This is a genomic window from Paraburkholderia caffeinitolerans, assembly GCF_902859945.1.
Lineage (GTDB): Bacteria > Pseudomonadota > Gammaproteobacteria > Burkholderiales > Burkholderiaceae > Paraburkholderia > Paraburkholderia caffeinitolerans.
This window is the reverse complement of the sequence record NZ_CADIKL010000016.1, coordinates 36,519-52,382: the sequence shown is the minus strand read 5'-3', so window position 1 is coordinate 52,382 and position 15,864 is coordinate 36,519. Positions and strand designations below refer to the sequence as shown.

At 63.5% G+C, this 15,864-nt stretch carries 16 protein-coding genes; 4 read left to right on the top strand and 12 right to left on the bottom strand.

Annotation, left to right across the window (positions count from 1 at the left end):
* Window positions 1-20 precede the first annotated feature (20 nt).
* From HV773_RS17420 to HV773_RS17370, 11 genes are all read right to left on the bottom strand, one after another.
* Window positions 21-1,181, bottom strand: a complete 1,161-nt coding sequence (locus HV773_RS17420; RefSeq protein ID WP_175195915.1) for a WD40/YVTN/BNR-like repeat-containing protein — start codon at window positions 1,179-1,181, stop codon at window positions 21-23.
* A 60-nt stretch (window positions 1,182-1,241) separates the two neighbouring features.
* Window positions 1,242-1,511, bottom strand: a complete 270-nt coding sequence (locus tag HV773_RS17415; RefSeq protein ID WP_175195913.1) for a MoaD/ThiS family protein — start codon at window positions 1,509-1,511, stop codon at window positions 1,242-1,244.
* Window positions 1,512-1,656: 145 nt separating this feature from the next.
* A complete protein-coding gene (locus HV773_RS17410) occupies window positions 1,657-2,613 on the bottom strand; it encodes a type II secretion system F family protein (protein ID WP_175195911.1) in 957 nt (318 codons plus the stop codon).
* 55 nt (window positions 2,614-2,668) lie between these two features.
* Window positions 2,669-3,646, bottom strand: a complete 978-nt coding sequence (locus tag HV773_RS17405) for a type II secretion system F family protein (protein WP_175195909.1) — start codon at window positions 3,644-3,646, stop codon at window positions 2,669-2,671.
* 29 nt (window positions 3,647-3,675) lie between these two features.
* Window positions 3,676-5,052, bottom strand: a complete 1,377-nt coding sequence (locus HV773_RS17400; protein ID WP_175195907.1) for a TadA family conjugal transfer-associated ATPase — start codon at window positions 5,050-5,052, stop codon at window positions 3,676-3,678.
* 11 nt (window positions 5,053-5,063) lie between these two features.
* The gene (locus HV773_RS17395) at window positions 5,064-6,272 is read right to left on the bottom strand and encodes a CpaE/TadZ family protein (protein ID WP_175195905.1); all 1,209 of its coding nucleotides are present in this window, start codon (window positions 6,270-6,272) and stop codon (window positions 5,064-5,066) included.
* 43 nt (window positions 6,273-6,315) lie between these two features.
* Entirely contained in the window at window positions 6,316-6,612 is a 297-nt protein-coding gene (locus HV773_RS17390; protein ID WP_175195903.1) for a hypothetical protein, read from the bottom strand.
* 20 nt (window positions 6,613-6,632) lie between these two features.
* Window positions 6,633-8,537 (bottom strand): type II and III secretion system protein family protein, encoded by a 1,905-nt coding sequence (locus tag HV773_RS17385; protein WP_175195901.1) that lies wholly within the window; start codon window positions 8,535-8,537, stop codon window positions 6,633-6,635.
* Window positions 8,538-8,641: 104 nt separating this feature from the next.
* A complete protein-coding gene (gene cpaB / locus HV773_RS17380; RefSeq protein ID WP_175195899.1) occupies window positions 8,642-9,475 on the bottom strand; it encodes a Flp pilus assembly protein CpaB in 834 nt (277 codons plus the stop codon).
* Window positions 9,476-9,555: 80 nt separating this feature from the next.
* Window positions 9,556-10,095, bottom strand: coding sequence for an A24 family peptidase (locus HV773_RS17375; RefSeq protein ID WP_175195897.1), 540 nt, complete (start codon window positions 10,093-10,095; stop codon window positions 9,556-9,558).
* A gap of 177 nt (window positions 10,096-10,272) precedes the next feature.
* Entirely contained in the window at window positions 10,273-10,464 is a 192-nt protein-coding gene (locus HV773_RS17370) for a Flp family type IVb pilin (RefSeq protein WP_175195895.1), read from the bottom strand.
* Window positions 10,465-11,293: 829 nt separating this feature from the next.
* Here HV773_RS17370 and HV773_RS17365 point away from each other — a divergent pair.
* Window positions 11,294-11,548, top strand: coding sequence for a hypothetical protein (locus HV773_RS17365; RefSeq protein ID WP_175195893.1), 255 nt, complete (start codon window positions 11,294-11,296; stop codon window positions 11,546-11,548).
* Window positions 11,549-11,582: 34 nt separating this feature from the next.
* Here HV773_RS17365 and HV773_RS17360 read toward each other — a convergent pair whose 3' ends face one another.
* Entirely contained in the window at window positions 11,583-12,248 is a 666-nt protein-coding gene (locus HV773_RS17360; RefSeq protein WP_425496179.1) for a GntR family transcriptional regulator, read from the bottom strand.
* Window positions 12,249-12,506: 258 nt separating this feature from the next.
* On the opposite strand from HV773_RS17360, the gene HV773_RS17355 reads away from it, so the two are divergent.
* From HV773_RS17355 to HV773_RS17345, 3 genes are all read left to right on the top strand, one after another.
* Window positions 12,507-13,805, top strand: a complete 1,299-nt coding sequence (locus HV773_RS17355; RefSeq protein ID WP_175195889.1) for an MFS transporter — start codon at window positions 12,507-12,509, stop codon at window positions 13,803-13,805.
* Between the two features lie 66 nt (window positions 13,806-13,871).
* Window positions 13,872-14,600 (top strand): maleate cis-trans isomerase family protein, encoded by a 729-nt coding sequence (locus HV773_RS17350; protein ID WP_175195887.1) that lies wholly within the window; start codon window positions 13,872-13,874, stop codon window positions 14,598-14,600.
* 70 nt (window positions 14,601-14,670) lie between these two features.
* On the top strand, window positions 14,671-15,861 hold the full coding sequence (locus HV773_RS17345) for a serine hydrolase domain-containing protein (protein WP_246282315.1): 1,191 nt from the start codon (window positions 14,671-14,673) through the stop codon (window positions 15,859-15,861).
* The last annotated feature ends 3 nt before the right edge of the window (window positions 15,862-15,864 follow it).

The following is a 15,864-nucleotide window of genomic DNA, read 5'->3' as shown; positions in this document are numbered from 1 at the left end:
CCACCCGCACAACCGCGGCCTCACCCAAACCGCACGCAATAAACCGGCGGCAAATGCGCAGAAACGAGGCGCCAATGCTCTCCCCCATCGTCGGAGGTCCAGAGCGCGCCCGTGGTCGACCCCATCGCAAGACGCGAACCCGTTTCGTCGACGGCGAGCCCGTGCCGGTACACGAGGTCATACGCGGGCGCGGGAGGCAATCCGCTCGAGAAACGCTCGAACGTGTGGCCGCCGTCGCGCGTGCGCGTGACCACGAACCGCCCGTCCACAGGAATCCTGCACGCGTCCTTCACGGCCGGCACGAACCATGCGGTGTCGGGCTCGCGCGGATGCACGGCCACCGCGAAGCCAAAGCTCGACGGCTGCGCTTCGATGCGCCGCCAGCGCGCTGCGCCGTCGGTCGAGCGAAAGATCGCGCAGTGGTGCTGGGTCCATAGCGCATCAGGGGCCGCCGGGCACTGCACGACGCGGTGCGGGTCCTGCACGTTGGCGTCGCCGCGCCGCTCGGGCGGCATGTAGTCGGCCTCCATGCCCTCCGAACTCAGGCGCCACGTTGCTCCGCTATCGAAGGTCTGCCAGACGCCGCCGCACGATATGCCTATCGTCACGTGCCGGCGGTCACGCGGATCGACCATCACCGAATGGATGCCGGGCGCGTCATAGCCGCCGCCGAACCATTGACGGCGCTCCGGCCGGTCCCATAGCGCGCGGTTGAGCGTCCAGGTGCCACCGCCGTCGTCGGAGCGAAACAAGCCGCCCGGGATCGTGCCGGCCCACAACACGCCGGGCTCGTCGGGGCCGCCTGCTTCGAGCGACCAGATCTGCTGCAGCGTCCACGGCGGAGACGGCGGAGCGGGTTCGGCGGCGCTTGCTTCATCCGCTCCGTTTTGTGCGCCCGGGCTCGCCGCGTCGGCAGTGCGCGCCTCATCGGGAGGCTGCGGCGGATAAACGGGGACCGCGCACTCCTCCCAATCGTCCCTGCCCGCGCGCTGCCGATGCAGCTTCACGCCAAAATGGCCGAGATTGAGCGCGACGTAGAGCGTCCCGTCTCGCGGATCGGGCAGCACCATGCTCACCGGCTCGCCCACGAAATGCGGCGCGCCATGCGTCCAGCCACCCGCACCATCGCTTTGCAGGACGAACAGTCCCTTGCGCGTTGCAACAAGCAATCGATCGCTCATGTCGAGTGTCTCCGTTCCCGTGCCAGGCTCGAACGCCTGATACTCCGCTCTTGCGCCCGCTTATCCGCCCGATAGCGCCTGAACGACGTAAACGCGGCTTGCCTTGCCGATCGCGTCGGACAGATGCCGCCGGTCGCGCACCGGCTGGCCGTCGATAAAAACGGAAAGATGCCTGCGCAGCGCGCCTTGATCGTCGAGGATGTACCCGCGCAGACGCGGCAGTTCAGCGAAGACAGCGTCAAGCGCTTCGCCAAGCGTGCGCGCTTCGATCTCGCGCTCGGGTGTCGGGACATGCCGCTGAATCGAAGCTGCGAAAAAAATGTGGGCCATGGCGGGACGGCGGCGCGGAAACGATCCGTCGCCGCCGGTTCTGTAGTGTAGGCGATTTGTCCGGCGATGCCCGCACAACGTCCCGTGCCCAATAAGAAACCGCTACCCGTGCCTGCGGCAGCGGCTCGGTGCGTTCCCCCTCCCCTCAGTGGCCAGCGAGGGCCGGCGAGAGCGAACGGAAGATGTTGATGAACGCAGGGCCCATCAGAACCGTCAGCAGCGTGGGAAAGATGCAGAACATCAAGGGAAACAGCAGCTTCATGGCGATCTTCGCGGCCCGTTCCTCGGCGCGCATGCGCCGGCGCGTGCGCAGCGTGTCGGACAGCACGCGCAGCGACGCGCCAATGCTCGTGCCGAAGCGGTCGGCCTGGATCAGCATCGTGGCGAATCCGTCGATGTCCTCCACGCCCGTGCGCATCGCGAAGTTGCGCAACGCCTGCTCCTTCGAAAAGCCCGAGCGCATTTCGAGCAGCATCAATTCAAGCTCGGTAGCAATCACGGGACTGCGCAGGCGGATTTCCTCGGCGACCTTCATTATTGCCGCATCGAGCCCAAGCCCAGCTTCGACGCAAACCGTCATCAGGTCGATGGCGTCCGGGAAGTCTTCGAAAATAATCTGCTTACGCCGCGCAATGCAGCGCTGGAGCACGAACCCGGGCAGGTAATAGCCGAGGCCCGCGAGTCCGACGAGCATCATCGGCAGCGTCGCGGTATTCACGCGCAGCGCGGCTCCGGTGAACCAGACAGCCGCAGCGAGCGGCAATGCAAGCGCCAGTACAGTGCGCGTGCCAAGAAAGAGTGCCACGGCGCCCGGCGCTCGCCAGCCCGCGTTCATGAGCAGCACGCGCAGCGCCGAGACGTCGCCCCCTTCCTTGGGCGCTGAGAGCTTCGAGAGCGGCGCCGATACCTCAGCCAGTTTCTCGACCCACGCCGGCGTTTCCGGTACCGGCAACGTCGGCGCCGCGTTCGCGCCGCCCGCCTGCTCCACCCGACGCCGCATGCTGCGCGGCATGAACGCGTACATCGCGCCGAAGGTCAGCGCGACCACGCCGCCGAACAGGCAAATCAGCACCAGCCACTGTTTCATGTCGAGCACTTGCATGATGTTTCCCCGTTGCCATGCCGCGTTGATGTTCCACTTCGATCGCGGAGCGCCGTTACGCCTTGATTTTGACGATACGTTGAGTCCAGATAATGCCGAACACCAGCGAGACGACCCCGAAATAGAAAAGCTGTATGCCCACCGGATCCGTCCAGAAAACCGAAAGAAAAGTCGGATTGGTGATGCTGATGAAGCCCGCTGAAACGATCGGCAGCAGCCCGAGCACCCACGCCGAAAGTCTGCCTTCCGCCGAGAGTACGCGGACCTTGTCGAAGAGCTTGAGACGCTCGCGGATGAGCCATGAAGTGCTGTCGAGCAACTCGGCCAGATTGCCGCCGGTTTCGCGCTGGATCAGCACCGCGATCACGAGATAGCGCAGATCGCGCACGGGCATGCGGACCGCGAGCGCGCACAGCGCATCGTTGAGCGACACGCCGTAGGTGATCTCGTCGAATGTGATGCGGAATTCGCCGCCCGCGGGCTCCGCAAACTCGGTGCCGACCATGTCGATCGCGCTCGAGAACGCATGCCCCGCACGCAACGCACGCCCCAGCATGTCGCAAATCTCGGGGAGCTGGCGTTCGAACTGCACCAATCGCTTGGCGCGGCGTCTGTAAATGTACAAAACCGGGAGCATCGCACAGAGCAACGCAGCCGCGAGCCCGCCGACAAGCGGCAAATGAACTAGCGTTGTGCCAGCAAATGCGGCCAACGCGAACGCCGCGCACATCGCGAGCAGCCGCCCCACTGACCACGCCAGACCCGATTGCATCAGCCACACATCGAGCGAGCGCACGCCGGGCGTCGCGAGCAATATCCGCCCGGTCGCCGATGCGTCGCTCAGGCGTTGCGACTTGAGGATCGACATCACCTCCGCGCGCGCCTCACTCCCCTTGGCCAGCGCTTCAAAGCGCGCCTTGAGCCGGCGCGCCGCCGCACCATGACGGCTGCTCCACCATTCGTAGGCCCCCTGGCAGGCCAGCGCCACGGCAACGAACAGGAGCACGCCTGCGGTAATCAATGTCGAATTCATGCTACCTCCCCCGATGCATCATGGCCTGCTCAAGCCGCTTCGAAACGGCGGCCCGGATCGTAGATCGCTTCCGGCAGGTTCACGCCGAACGCCGCGAGCCGGTCGCCGAATTTCGGGCGCACGCCGGTCGCGCAGAAATGGCCCTGCACATTGCCGTTCCCATCCATGCCCGTGCGCCGGAACGTGAAGATCTCCTGCATGTTCACCACCTCGCCCTCCATGCCGGTGATCTCGGAGATGCTGACCATCTTGCGGCGGCCGTCGGTGAGCCGCGCCACCTGCACGACCACCGAAATCGCCGAGGCGATCTGCTGACGCATGTTCCGAGGCGGCAGCGAAAGCCCGCCGAGACTGATCATGTTCTCGAGCCGTGTGAGCGCGTCGCGCGGCGTGTTGGCGTGGATCGTCGCGAGCGAGCCCTCGTGGCCGGTGTTCATCGCGTTGAGCATGTCGAGCGCCTCGGCGCCGCGCACTTCGCCCAGAATGATGCGATCGGGACGCATCCGCAGCGCGTTGCGCACCAGCGAGCGCTGCGTGATCTCGCCACGGCCCTCGATGTTGGGCGGGCGCGTTTCGAGGCGCAACACGTGCGGCTGGCGCAATTGCAGCTCGGCGGCATCCTCGATGGTGACGATGCGCTCGTCGTCGGGAATGAAACCCGAGAGCACGTTCAGCAGTGTGGTTTTGCCGCTGCCCGTGCCGCCCGAGACGAGAATGTTCACCTTCGCGCGCGCCAGCCCGTCGAGCACCTCGGCCATCGGCGGCGTGAGCGTATGCAGGTTCACCAGATCGGAGATCTGCAGCGGCTTCACAGCAAAGCGCCGGATCGAGACGAGCGGGCCGTCCACGGCGAGCGGCGGAATGATCGCGTTGACGCGCGAGCCGTCGGGCAGACGCGCGTCGACCATCGGGCTCGACTCGTCGATGCGGCGGCCCACGCGCGAAACGATCTTCTCGATCACCTTCATCAAATGCGCGTCGTCGTAAAAGGTGACGTCGGTAAGTTCGAGCCGGCCCTTGCGCTCGACGTAGGTCTGGTGCGCGGTGTTCACGAGAATGTCAGACACGCCCGGATCACGCAGCAGCACTTCGAGCGGGCCGAAACCAAACATTTCGTCGTACACATCGATTGCGAGCTGCTTGCGTTCGAGATCGTTCGCGGGCGCCTTCTGCTCTTCGAGCACACGGCCGATCAAGGAGCCGATCTCCAGACGGATCTGCTCTTGTGGCATGCGCGAAAGCCGTTCGAGTTCGACGCGCTCGAGAACCGCCTGATGCATCTCGTACTTGAGCTTCTTGTATGCGTCCGACTTGACCCGCGCCTGCGTGGCCGTCGTTCCCGGCTGCGCGGGCTCCGCCATGGCAGGCTCGAGGCGCTGGGAAAAAATCTGTTCGCGAAGCGACATGATGGGTCTCCCTAGAGGGTGCCGAGCTTGGGCGCCGGTTGCCGGCCAACCAGGCGCGCGAACAGCGATTCGCCTTTCGCGCGCGGCGCAGCGCTGGCGCGCGCGGGTGCCACAATGCCTGCCGCGAGCGTCTGCAAGCTGCGCGTTACCGTACTGCCGCGCGCCGCCTCCGCGACCGGCAAGCCCTGGTTGACGGCATCCGATACGGCGCGCGCGTCGTCGGCGATGACCTGATGCGGCTTCATGCCCAGCACGCTCTGTGCGGCGTCGCGCGCAGCGTCGCCGTGGCGCGTATGGCGGTTCAGCACGAGACGCACGCTTTCGTTCGCATAGCCGAGCGCCTGCAGGATGTCGAGCAGGCGCCGCCCCGCGCGCAGGTGCGGCATGCTCGCCTGCAAGATGACGTGAATTTCGCTGCTGCGGTCGAGCGCGAGCATCGAGACCGGATTGATGGTCGGCCCGAGATCAAGAACCACGAAGTCGTAGCGAGGGGCTGCGAGGCTCAAGATCCACTCGAGGCCGTCCGCGCGAATTTCACCCGCTTTGACCGGGTCGCCGGCGCCCGCCAGGATGTCAAAGTGGCTGCTGACATGCATGACGCTCGCGTCGAAGAACGACGCGTCCATGCGATCGACTTGCGCGCTAAGCTGCTCTAGCGTCGAAGGCGGCTTCTCGCCGGTCACGAGAAACGCAGCGTCGCCGTAGAGCTGGTTCAGGTCGATCAGCAAGACACGCTGCTGATGCGCGCTCGCGATCAGATGCGCGACATTCGCTGCGATGAAGCTCGTGCCAACGCCGCCCTTGCAAGAGGCGAAAGAGATCACCCGAGCAGCACGCGCGCCCGCCGCGCTGCGCTGCTCGCCTGCGCGCAACAGCGCCTCGCCAATGGCGCGGCGCTCCGGCACGCCGGTGAGGACGTCGCGAAAGCCCGCACGCATCGCGGCAATGAGCGCATCGGGCGACGCCTCCGGAATCAGCAGGATGCAGGTGAGCCGCTCGTGCCGGCGCGAGAGCTCAGCGACGGCGGAGAGATCCGCTTCGTGGAGCGTCATCGCGTCGACGATCAGCACGTCGAAGGCATCGAGCGTATCGGCGCGGCCCGTGAGCTGCGACGGACGCGCCGTCGCCCGCGTCGTACGATATGCGCCGCATTCGGCGATCAGCCGGACGAGCCCACCGAGGCGCGCTTCGTCCGCCGAAGTGATGAGGATGTCGATCATGATCGTGTAGCTCCTCTAAGTACTGGTCGAACTGACCGGGGCCTCAATGGCTGGTGCCGCCGCTTATGCCAAGCGTGTAGGCATCGTTGGCTGACGGCGGCTTCTCAAACGAATGGGTGTAATTCGTCATGGCGGCAGCGGCGGCGCTGCCATCGATGCCAGGCGTCGACGCCGTATGCTGCGCGGCGTCCGGATCGATGATCTGCGCATGGATCGCGGTGTGTACGGCCTCGCCGAAATGCGCGTCCCAGATCGGCGTGCTGGTCATGCAACCGCCCAGCGCCGCGACGAGCGGCACGATGGCCAGTGCCCGGCGGATGACTGCAATAAGGTCTTTCATGGCGTTCCCCTGAGTCCGGATCAATGTGAGCGGGCGGCGGTGTCGGCGTTGGCCGATGCGATGCGTGCCGCTTCCTGCTCGATGCGCGCTGCGTTGGCCGCCGACGTGTCGCCCGGTCGAGTGTCCGGGGACGCGAGCGGCGCAGCGGAAACCGGCGGGGCCGCGATGGCTTGCGCCACCACCGTATCCGGCGGCACGCCGTTCGGCTCGTGCTCGCCAACCGTGACGGCACGCGCGGCGGGCGCGGCCGGAACGATGGCTGCCGGTGCGGCTGGCGTGGTCGGCGTGGTCGGCGTGGTCGGCACGGGCTGCGGCGAGCCAGCGGGTTGCGGCAGCGCTGCGGGTTGCCCCGGCTGCGCGACGGGTGCCGGTGCAAAGCGGCCTTGATTGCGCGCGCCACGGCCTTCCATGACGCCGGTTGCATACACATCGGCCTCGTTGACCTGCGTGAAGCTGTCGGTCGGCAACGGCAACTGGGCGAGCGACTTCACCGGCTGCACGAGATGCGGCGTGACGATGAAGATGAGTTCGGTACGGTCCTGCTGGAACGACGTGCTGCGCAGCAGCGCCCCGAGCACCGGAATTTCGCCGAGGCCCGGCACCGCCTTGAGCGAGCCGGTAATGTTATTGCTGATCAGTCCGCCAATCGCGAAGGACTCGCCGTCGGCCATCTGGATGGTCGTCGAGGCGCGCCGCGTCGTGATGAGAGGCAGGATGGTCTGGCCGCTGACGTTCGCCGCAGTCAGCGTCACACCGGTGGGTGAGAGCTCCGACACCTCCGGCGCGACGCGCAAATTGATGTGCCCGTTGCCGAGCACCGTGGGCGTAAACCTGAGCCCCACGCCGAATTCCTCTTCCTGCAGCGTAATCGTCGTGCTGCCATTGCCGCTGCTCTGCGGCACCGGAATGAACACCTTGCCGCCGGCGAGGAAGGTGGCTTCCTGGCCGCTGATCGTCACGAGGTTCGGCTCGGCGAGAATCTTCACGAGCTGGTCCGTCTTTTGCGCGTCGACCGCGAACTTCAGCGGATTATTGTTCGCCTTCGAAAAACCGATCGCGCTGGACACGCCTGCGAGCAGATTGCTCACCAGCGCGCCCGTCCACGAGCCGAATCCGCCCTGGATATTGACGGCCGAGCCGAGCTGATCGATCAGCGTCTTGTTGACTTCGGCAACCTTGACTTCGAGCATCACCTGCTGCGGCGAATCGACGGTCAACATATTGATGACGCCGCCGTTTTTCGCGCCGTTGGCGCCCGGGTTGCTCACGCCGAACACCTTGGCGATCTCCGTTGCCTGTTGCGCCGCCTGGGCGTTCGACACATGGCCCGCGAGCACAAGGTTGTCAGCCGCCGTGGAAACGCGGATGCCGCGCTCCTCGGGCATGAGCTGCGCGAGCGCAGCCTGCAGCCCGCCCGCATCCGCGCTCACGATCACGTCGATCACCTGGCAAGCGCCACTTCTGCCTTGCACGATCATGTTGGTCGTGCCCACGGACTGGCCGACGAGATAGAGCGTCTGCGGCGAGACCATGGTGGCCTGCGCGATCTCAGGATTGCCGAGCGTGCGGTTGCGCACCGGCTCGTCCACGGGCACGAGAATCGACTTGCCGAGCGGCACGACCACGTTGCGCTCGCCGCGAATCTCGCCCACGCAGCTGGGTCCGCGCAGCGGACCCGCCACAGCCTTGGGCGCGCCGGCGTTCGCCTGCGTCGGGCCCATGCTGATGGTCATCTGCATCGGCCCCTTGCCCATCTGCATGGGGGCGGTCGCGGCGCCTTTGGTGAGCGCGGCGCTCTCGGCGAGTTCCTGCGCGCCCCCCGGCGCCGTGACGATCAGCGCCGTGAAGGCCACGCAAGCGGCGGCGATCATCGGATAGTGGTTTCGCCGGTCCAGCGAAAACCCCTTCTTTTTTTGCGTATTCATGGCATCACACCCCGTATCGAATCTCGCAGATTGCCGCCCGTCTGGTCCTCGGGTCACGCGCCTGCTTCAATTGACTGACTTGCGTTCGACCGCAATGTTTTAATTCAGAAGCATTCCTGACTACCTGAGACACCGGACAGCACGCCGATGCAGTCGCGCTTCACTTCCTTGTGCGCTGCGTACTTGACGCGCACCGGCTTCGGCGCCTCGACCACCGGAGCCGACGCCGCAACCGGCTGGTCCAGCAAGGTCTGCTTGGTCGCGCCGCCCGTGCGCAGGATGTCGTGGTCCACCTGATTGCGCAGTACGAGCGACAAGGTGCCGACGCTGCGCGCGAGATCCAGCTTCTCGGCCTGCTCGGGCGTCACCTCCAGCGTCACCGCGTTGACCACCTTCGGCGCCGTGTCGTCGCGGTTCACCTGTTGCGCGACCGCGAGCACGAGAATCTTTTCGAGCACGATCTTCGAAATGCTCTGCTGGTTATCCGTGCGATTCCCGCCTTCCTGGGTGTTGACGATCACGTCGACGTAGTTGCCCGGCAATGCAAAACCGGCCACGCCAACCACATCGTTTACGCGCACCGTGATGGCACGGCGGCCTTCGCCGATCACGGCGGAGAGGCCCCCTTTGGTTCCGATCGGCGCGAGCTTCGACTCGAGCACGGGCTCGCCGTGCGCGAGGTTCGCGCGCACGACCCGTCCGTCGAGCGCCTTGAGGTTGTCGAATGTGCCCGGAGGCACGCTGTCTCTCGGCCAATTGACGGTTCGCACCATCGCTTCGTTCAGCGGCTGACCCAGGTTGATGTCGTCAGCAGCAACGGCAACCGGCACCGTTGCGCCCGACGACGCCTGTACCAGCCAGCGCGACGCGAACACCACGGCGGCAAACCCGGCCAGTATGGCGATCGCCAGCATGGCAAAAGCTCGGCTGTTTCTCATGTCTTCCTCCTCGTCAATGCGCGTCGTCCGGCAAGCGGCCTCGCGGCGCCTCGCTTTTCAGTCCGTCCGGAATGGCTGGACTAAATCGAATTGCACAGCACCACCAGCGTTCCGGCGGCGATCGGAACCGCGTAGGGGATTGTTCCCACCGAACCGCCCGGAATATGTTCAGGTTTGCCTGGCGTGTGCTCGCCGTGCATGAGCGTGTTCAGCAGATACGCCACGCTCTTCCACATGCTGACAAAGCGTCCTCGCACCAAAGCGAGCGCCAATCCCCAGCATCCGCCGAACAGAAACGTCATGAGCGCGACGTACAAGGTGGCATCGGGCCCGATCCAGGCGCCTACCAGCATCAGGAGCTTGACGTCGCCGGCTGCGGTGCCACCCAGTAGATAAACAGGAAACAGAAGCGCAAAGCCTGTCAATGCGCCCTCGATCCACTGAACGAAGCCCGCAAATGGGCCGCTCAGCCAGATTTGCGCCGCGAGCGAGGCAACCAGCCCGCAGGCGATCAGAAGATTCGGTACGCGTCGTGCCGTGAGGTCCGTGCTGGCCGCCACCACGACCGACAAGATCACGCCGAGCGGCATGGGCTGCGGCGGAAGATGCGCGATGATCATGGACTACCCCGTTTCGGTCTTTTTCGTTTAATCGATATCGGCTGCGTGCTCGCGCTACCTGGTCCGTCACGCGAGCACGCTTTTCGCCGTATCGTCCGGCTTGCCGATCGCCGGATTATTCATTCGTAGTTCGAATCAAAGTGAACACCTAGCGGCATTCGCCTCCCTGGTTCGATCTCAGGGTGCGTAGCCAGCGGTGGTGAACGCCGTCACCATGGCTTGGAACGCCTCCTTGACTTGTGTGCCGAGCTGCGAGACGAGGGTCACGATGATTGCCGCGATCAGCGCGATCATCATGCCGTACTCGACTGCGGTAGCGCCGTTTTCGTCGTTGATGAAGCCCTTAGCCGTAGCGATAAGCTTTTGCATGTCTAACTCCATTGAGTTGATTGTGTAACCCCCGGACTGCCTGAGGTCTCCCCGGAGAGGTGGCAAGAATTGCCGGCACTTCGTGTTCAGGCGATTCCTTTTTACGTCGTCCGCAACGCCCTCTGTGTGTGATTGCCCACGTTAAATCGCATTGACACCCCGAATCGGTAATTTTTTCTTCTCCTTGGTTGCGGTACCTCACATAAAACGGCCTTTGAAGACTTTTATGCTCCTGCATAACAATAAAATTAGCTTTCTGGACAATTATTTTTTACTTTCGAAATCATTCGATCTGACATTTTTTGAAGAATTCGACACCGGTGAATCCCCTACTCAAGCAATCATGACAGTTGCCGTTAACCGTTCCCCAGCGCCGATCAACACCGTAGATCGCCCTACAGTACTGGGGTTTATATGTACATACAAATACGAATCACAGACTCACTTATTACCGAACGATCGTAGTAATTAACGGATATTTAAATAGGTTACACACCCATAATTTCGATGAAAATTGTGATACTTTTTTAAAAAAATTTTCGATCATGAATTTGAAACGCGGTAATTTCATAATTTGCATCGTTTAACGTTGCACGTAAGCAGATTCGCACTTTCATTAGGATTCGAGCACAAAATATATATTTAGATCGCGAAATCGGAAATTATTTCCGGAAATAATTACCGAGTCTTGATGTGACACGTGGAGGACGATAAATGCCGTTCCAGTGCACCGCCGATCCGGGCACAATCACGTGCAAAGGACCGACGCGCGAACGGCGCGTCGGTGCAAATTCAAAAACTCCGGAACCACCCCAACCCCAGGACCCTCATGGCCCCACTGGTCGCCACAGTCGCCCTATTAATCGTCGTCTTTGTCCACACGAGCCTTCCTCGCGTTACGCCGCGAGGGCCGAAGCGGCTCATCGCGCACGCGTCGCTGCTGCTCGTGGGTTTGGGGTTCGGTGTGGTCAGCGCGATGCTGACCGGCCCGGCTGCGCCGCCGTGGGCCGTGATCGCGTGCGGCATGGGCATCGTTCACGTGCCGGCGCTATGCCTGCTCGTAATCAGGCGTATGAAGCGATGAAGCAAAGCTGACGGCGAGCGCCGTCAAGCGAGTATCAATCCTGGCTGAAGCCCACGACTTCCTCGGGCTCGCGGGACACCTCCGGCTTCACGCCCTCGTCCCGCGCCGCAGGCGCACTGGCGCGCGCCCGATTAAGCACCGCCAGCACCTCACTCGCCGTATTTTCCGAATGCTCACGCAAAATCCGCGGTAAATCGGTGTGCGCAGGATCTTCGAGCGCAGCCAAAATCGCATCATGCTCATCCATCGATTCCGACCAGCGCAATATGTCGGTATTCGCCGCGCCACGCGCGCGATGCACTTTCGACATCAGCGTCGCGTAGATATTCGAAAGCACCGGATTCCCGGCCGCATCCACAATCATCTGATGGACCTGCTGATTAAGCTGGAAATACTCTAGCCGCTTGCCCGAGTTGTGGCACTCCACCATGCGCCGGTGTTTCGCCCCGATGGCCGCCACCTGCGTGACGCTCACGCGCTGCTGAAGCAACTCCCCCGCCATGGCTTCCAGCCCGTGCAGCATCTCGAAGGTGCTGGCGAGGTCGCCGAGGTCGATCGCCGCCACGCGGTAGCCAATGTATTGCCGGTGCGTCACGCGCCCTTCCGACACCAGCACCTTGAGCGCCTCGCGCAAGGGCGTCTTCGACACGTCGAACGCCATGCACATTTCTTTTTCGTCGATGCGCGCGCCCGGCGGCATCTCGCCTTCATCGATCATGACGCGCAAGCGCGCGGCGACCTCCGCGGCCATGCCGCGGGTGCGCAACAACAGAGGAGGGTTATTAGACTGACTAATCATGGCAAGAGCTTAACACGACCCTGGGACATACCCTATATTTCTTAATGATTTTATATAAATCAAATACTTAGTGCATTTGTAATTATAGATTCTTAATCCTATACTCTGCCAGACGTTGCACAACACCATGAAAACATCCGCATTTCCCAGGAGCTGTTCATGTCAACAACATCCGGTGTGGCCGCCATGGCGGTACAGAAGTCCAGCGTGCGCTGGAAGATTTTTCTGGTCATGCTGAGCCTCATTTCGATCAACTACATCGACCGTGCGTCGTTGTCGGTCGCCATGCCGCTCATCTCGAAGGAGTTCGATGTCGGTCCGGCCATGGAAGGGCTCATCCTCAGCTCGTTCTTCTGGACCTACGCGTTCATGCAGATTCCGGGCGGCATGCTGGCCGACCGTTTCAAGCCGCGCATCGTGATCGCCTGCGCCACGGTCTTCTGGGGCTTTTTCCAGGCCATCGCCGCGCTGTGCACGAACGCTCCGGCCCTGCTGCTCACGCGTTTGGGTCTCGGCGCATCCGAGGCGCCGATCATGCCCGCGGGCGGCAAGCTCAACGCCATCTGGATGACGCAGACCGAACGCGGCCGCGGCGCCACCCTGCTCGACGGCGGCGCGCCGCTTGGCGCGGCGCTCGGCGCGATCCTCATCACCGGGCTCATCGCCATGCTCGGCTCGTGGCGTCTCGCCTTCGCGGTCGCGGGCATCGGCACCGTGCTCGCCGGCATTCTCGCGTGGTACTACGTGCGCAATACGCCGCGCGAGCATCCAGGCGTGAACGAACTGGAAGCCGCCTATATCGAGGAATCGCACGCGCAAGACGCGGCGCTCGAACCGGCTTCGCTCTCGGGCCGCACCAGCGACTTCTTCAAGTACCGCTCGGTGTGGGGCATGTTCTTCGGCTGGATGTGCTTCAACACGGTTTTCTACGGACTCCTGACCTGGATGCCGAACTACCTGCACATGGTGCACGGCTTCGACATCAAGGAGATGGGCGGTTCGAGCTTCATCATCTTTTTCAGCGGCTTCATTGGCGAGTTGATCGGTGGCTGGATCGCCGACAAGTGGAAGGCCGCAGGCGGCCGCCCGAATGTCGTGATGCGCACGCTGTTCGGCATTGCAGCGGTTTTCGCCACCGTGTCGATCTTCTCGGTCGCCTACGTGACCAATGCGGTCGCCGTGGTTGCGCTGCTCTCGACCACGCTGTTTTTCCTGCGCTGGTGCGGTCTTTACTGGTGCATCCCGTCGTCGCTCGGCTCGCGCAGCAAGATCGGCTTCCTCGGCGGCTTCATGAATCTTGGCGGCAATATCGGCGGAATCTCGGTGCCGATTATCGTCGGCGCGATCGTGCAGTTCACGCACTCGTACTTCCTCGCGCTGATGTTCTTCGCGGCGGCCGGCGTCGGCCTGCTGGTGTGCTCGAGCCTGATCGACTACGAAAAGAAGATTCCGGTTTGAATCTCTATTAGCGCGATCCACTGCATTCCGCTTCATTTATTCAGTAATTCATCTTTAGATATCGACATGAACAAGCGCACTCTTCTCGGCATGCTCACGCCGTCGTCCAACACCGCGCTCGAGCCACTCACGAGCGCGATGGTCGCGGGCCTGCCCGATGTCTCCGCGCACTTCGCACGCTTTCCCGTGACGGAGATTTCGCTTTCGGACCAGGCGCTCGGCCAGTTCGACGACACGAAGATCCTGCAAGCCGCCGAGTTGCTCGCCGACGCCAAGGTCGATGTAATCGGATGGAACGGCACGTCCTCGGGCTGGCTCGGTTTCGAAGCCGACGAGCGTCTGTGCCGCCGCATCACCGAGGCCACCGGCATTCCCGCCACGACCTCCGTGCTCGCGCTCAATGAGATCCTCCGCAAGACCGGCGCCGAAGATTTCGGCCTCGTCACGCCCTATCTCGAAGAGGTGCAGGAAAAGATCGTCGCCAACTACCGCAGCGAAGGCCTGAACTGCATCGCCGAGCGTCATCTGGGCCTGAAGGTCAATTTTTCGTTCTCCGAAGTCACGGCCGACCAGATCCGCGAGATGGTGCTTGCCGTGGCCGCCGCCAAGCCGCGTGCGATCACGACCTTCTGCACCAACCTGAAGGCCGCGCATCTCGTGCGGGCGCTCGAGGAAGAGACCGGCATTCCCGTCTACGACACGATCTCCACGGTGGTCTGGAAGTCGCTCCAACTCGCCGGCTACGACACCCGCAGCGTCAAGGGCTGGGGGCGTCTGTTCAGCGAAGTCGCTTAAGCAAGCGGTGCGGTCGAACGATCTCGCGCAGTCAGCAAGACGAGTCAGCAAAACGAACAAGGAGCAATCGATGAGAGTGCCTCAAACGTTGTGCGCAATGGCGGCGGCAGCGATCGTCGCCAGCTCGGCGGCGCACGCCGCCGGCGCGGCATCGCAGGACATGCCCACCGTCGTGCCCGAATCAGTCGGCGTCGATTCGGCGCCGCTCGTGCGCCTGTCGCAATGGCTGCGTAACGACAAGATGGACGTGCGCAGCCTCGTGGTCGTGAAGGACGGCAAGATCGTGTTCGAGCGCTATAGCGACGGCCTCACGCGCGACAACAACTACGAGCTGTACTCGGTCACGAAGACGATTACCGCACTGCTCACCGGCATTCTGGTGGGCGAAGGCAAGCTCAGTCCGTCGACGAAGGTCGCGCCCATGATCGCGCAGGCGCGGCCCGACCTCGCGAGCGAACTCGCCGACAAGCAGAACATCGAACTGCGCCACCTGATGTCGATGTCGAGCGGCCTTAGCTATCAGACGCGCGAAGGCACGGATCCGCTCTACTACGAAGCGCCCGACCGACTGCGCGTCGCGGTCACGAGCCGCGCCACCGGAACGGCGCCCGGCACGCACTTCGACTATATCGACGTGAATCCCGTGCTCACGGGCACCGCTGTCTCGATCGCCGCGCAAGAGCCCGAGGACCAGTTCGCGCGCGAGAAGCTGTTCGGGCCGCTCGGCATGTCGCATTACCGCTGGAGCGGCACGGACAAAACCGGCGCGGTTTCGGGCGGCTGGGGACTGCGCCTGCGCGCCGTGGACATGGCCAAGATCGGCATGCTGCTGCTCGACGGCGGACGCTGGCACGGCAAGCAGGTCGTGCCAGCCGCATGGATCAAGCAGATGGCGACGCCCTCGCCCGCCGCCGCCGACTACGGCTATTACTGCTGGATCCAGCACGTGGTCGAGAAAGGCCAGCCCGAGTACGGCGCGATGGGCTTCAAGGGGCAATTCATCACGGTGCTGCCCGCGCAGCACGCCGTGGTCGTGATGACGAGCCTGCTGCCCACCGAAGGCGGGCTGCGCGACGCGACCTACCTCCAGCAGTATCGGCGCATGGTCAACGACTACATTCTTCCCGCGCTCTCGCCCGCGAGCAAACCGGCGCAGACCGCCGCGAAGACCCAGGCGCTGCACGAGGAACTCGAAAAGAGCCGCCAGGCGCAGGGGATTCCTGGCACGGCCACCGCATTCAACGACGCCCCTGAAACCTGAAGG

What these genes read in the sequence shown, in the direction of transcription:
- HV773_RS17420 (WP_175195915.1), bottom strand. Translation starts at nt 1,181, where the DNA reads ATGAGCGATCGATTGCTTGTTGCAACGCGCAAGGGACTGTTCGTCCTG.
- HV773_RS17415 (WP_175195913.1), bottom strand. Translation starts at nt 1,511, where the DNA reads ATGGCCCACATTTTTTTCGCAGCTTCGATTCAGCGGCATGTCCCGACA.
- HV773_RS17410 (WP_175195911.1), bottom strand. Translation starts at nt 2,613, where the DNA reads ATGCAAGTGCTCGACATGAAACAGTGGCTGGTGCTGATTTGCCTGTTC.
- HV773_RS17405 (WP_175195909.1), bottom strand. Translation starts at nt 3,646, where the DNA reads ATGAATTCGACATTGATTACCGCAGGCGTGCTCCTGTTCGTTGCCGTG.
- HV773_RS17400 (WP_175195907.1), bottom strand. Translation starts at nt 5,052, where the DNA reads ATGTCGCTTCGCGAACAGATTTTTTCCCAGCGCCTCGAGCCTGCCATG.
- HV773_RS17395 (WP_175195905.1), bottom strand. Translation starts at nt 6,272, where the DNA reads ATGATCGACATCCTCATCACTTCGGCGGACGAAGCGCGCCTCGGTGGG.
- HV773_RS17390 (WP_175195903.1), bottom strand. Translation starts at nt 6,612, where the DNA reads ATGAAAGACCTTATTGCAGTCATCCGCCGGGCACTGGCCATCGTGCCG.
- HV773_RS17385 (WP_175195901.1), bottom strand. Translation starts at nt 8,537, where the DNA reads ATGAATACGCAAAAAAAGAAGGGGTTTTCGCTGGACCGGCGAAACCAC.
- cpaB (WP_175195899.1), bottom strand. Translation starts at nt 9,475, where the DNA reads ATGAGAAACAGCCGAGCTTTTGCCATGCTGGCGATCGCCATACTGGCC.
- HV773_RS17375 (WP_175195897.1), bottom strand. Translation starts at nt 10,095, where the DNA reads ATGATCATCGCGCATCTTCCGCCGCAGCCCATGCCGCTCGGCGTGATC.
- HV773_RS17370 (WP_175195895.1), bottom strand. Translation starts at nt 10,464, where the DNA reads ATGCAAAAGCTTATCGCTACGGCTAAGGGCTTCATCAACGACGAAAAC.
- HV773_RS17365 (WP_175195893.1), top strand. Translation starts at nt 11,294, where the DNA reads ATGGCCCCACTGGTCGCCACAGTCGCCCTATTAATCGTCGTCTTTGTC.
- HV773_RS17360 (WP_425496179.1), bottom strand. Translation starts at nt 12,248, where the DNA reads ATGCCGCCGGGCGCGCGCATCGACGAAAAAGAAATGTGCATGGCGTTC.
- HV773_RS17355 (WP_175195889.1), top strand. Translation starts at nt 12,507, where the DNA reads ATGTCAACAACATCCGGTGTGGCCGCCATGGCGGTACAGAAGTCCAGC.
- HV773_RS17350 (WP_175195887.1), top strand. Translation starts at nt 13,872, where the DNA reads ATGAACAAGCGCACTCTTCTCGGCATGCTCACGCCGTCGTCCAACACC.
- HV773_RS17345 (WP_246282315.1), top strand. Translation starts at nt 14,671, where the DNA reads ATGAGAGTGCCTCAAACGTTGTGCGCAATGGCGGCGGCAGCGATCGTC.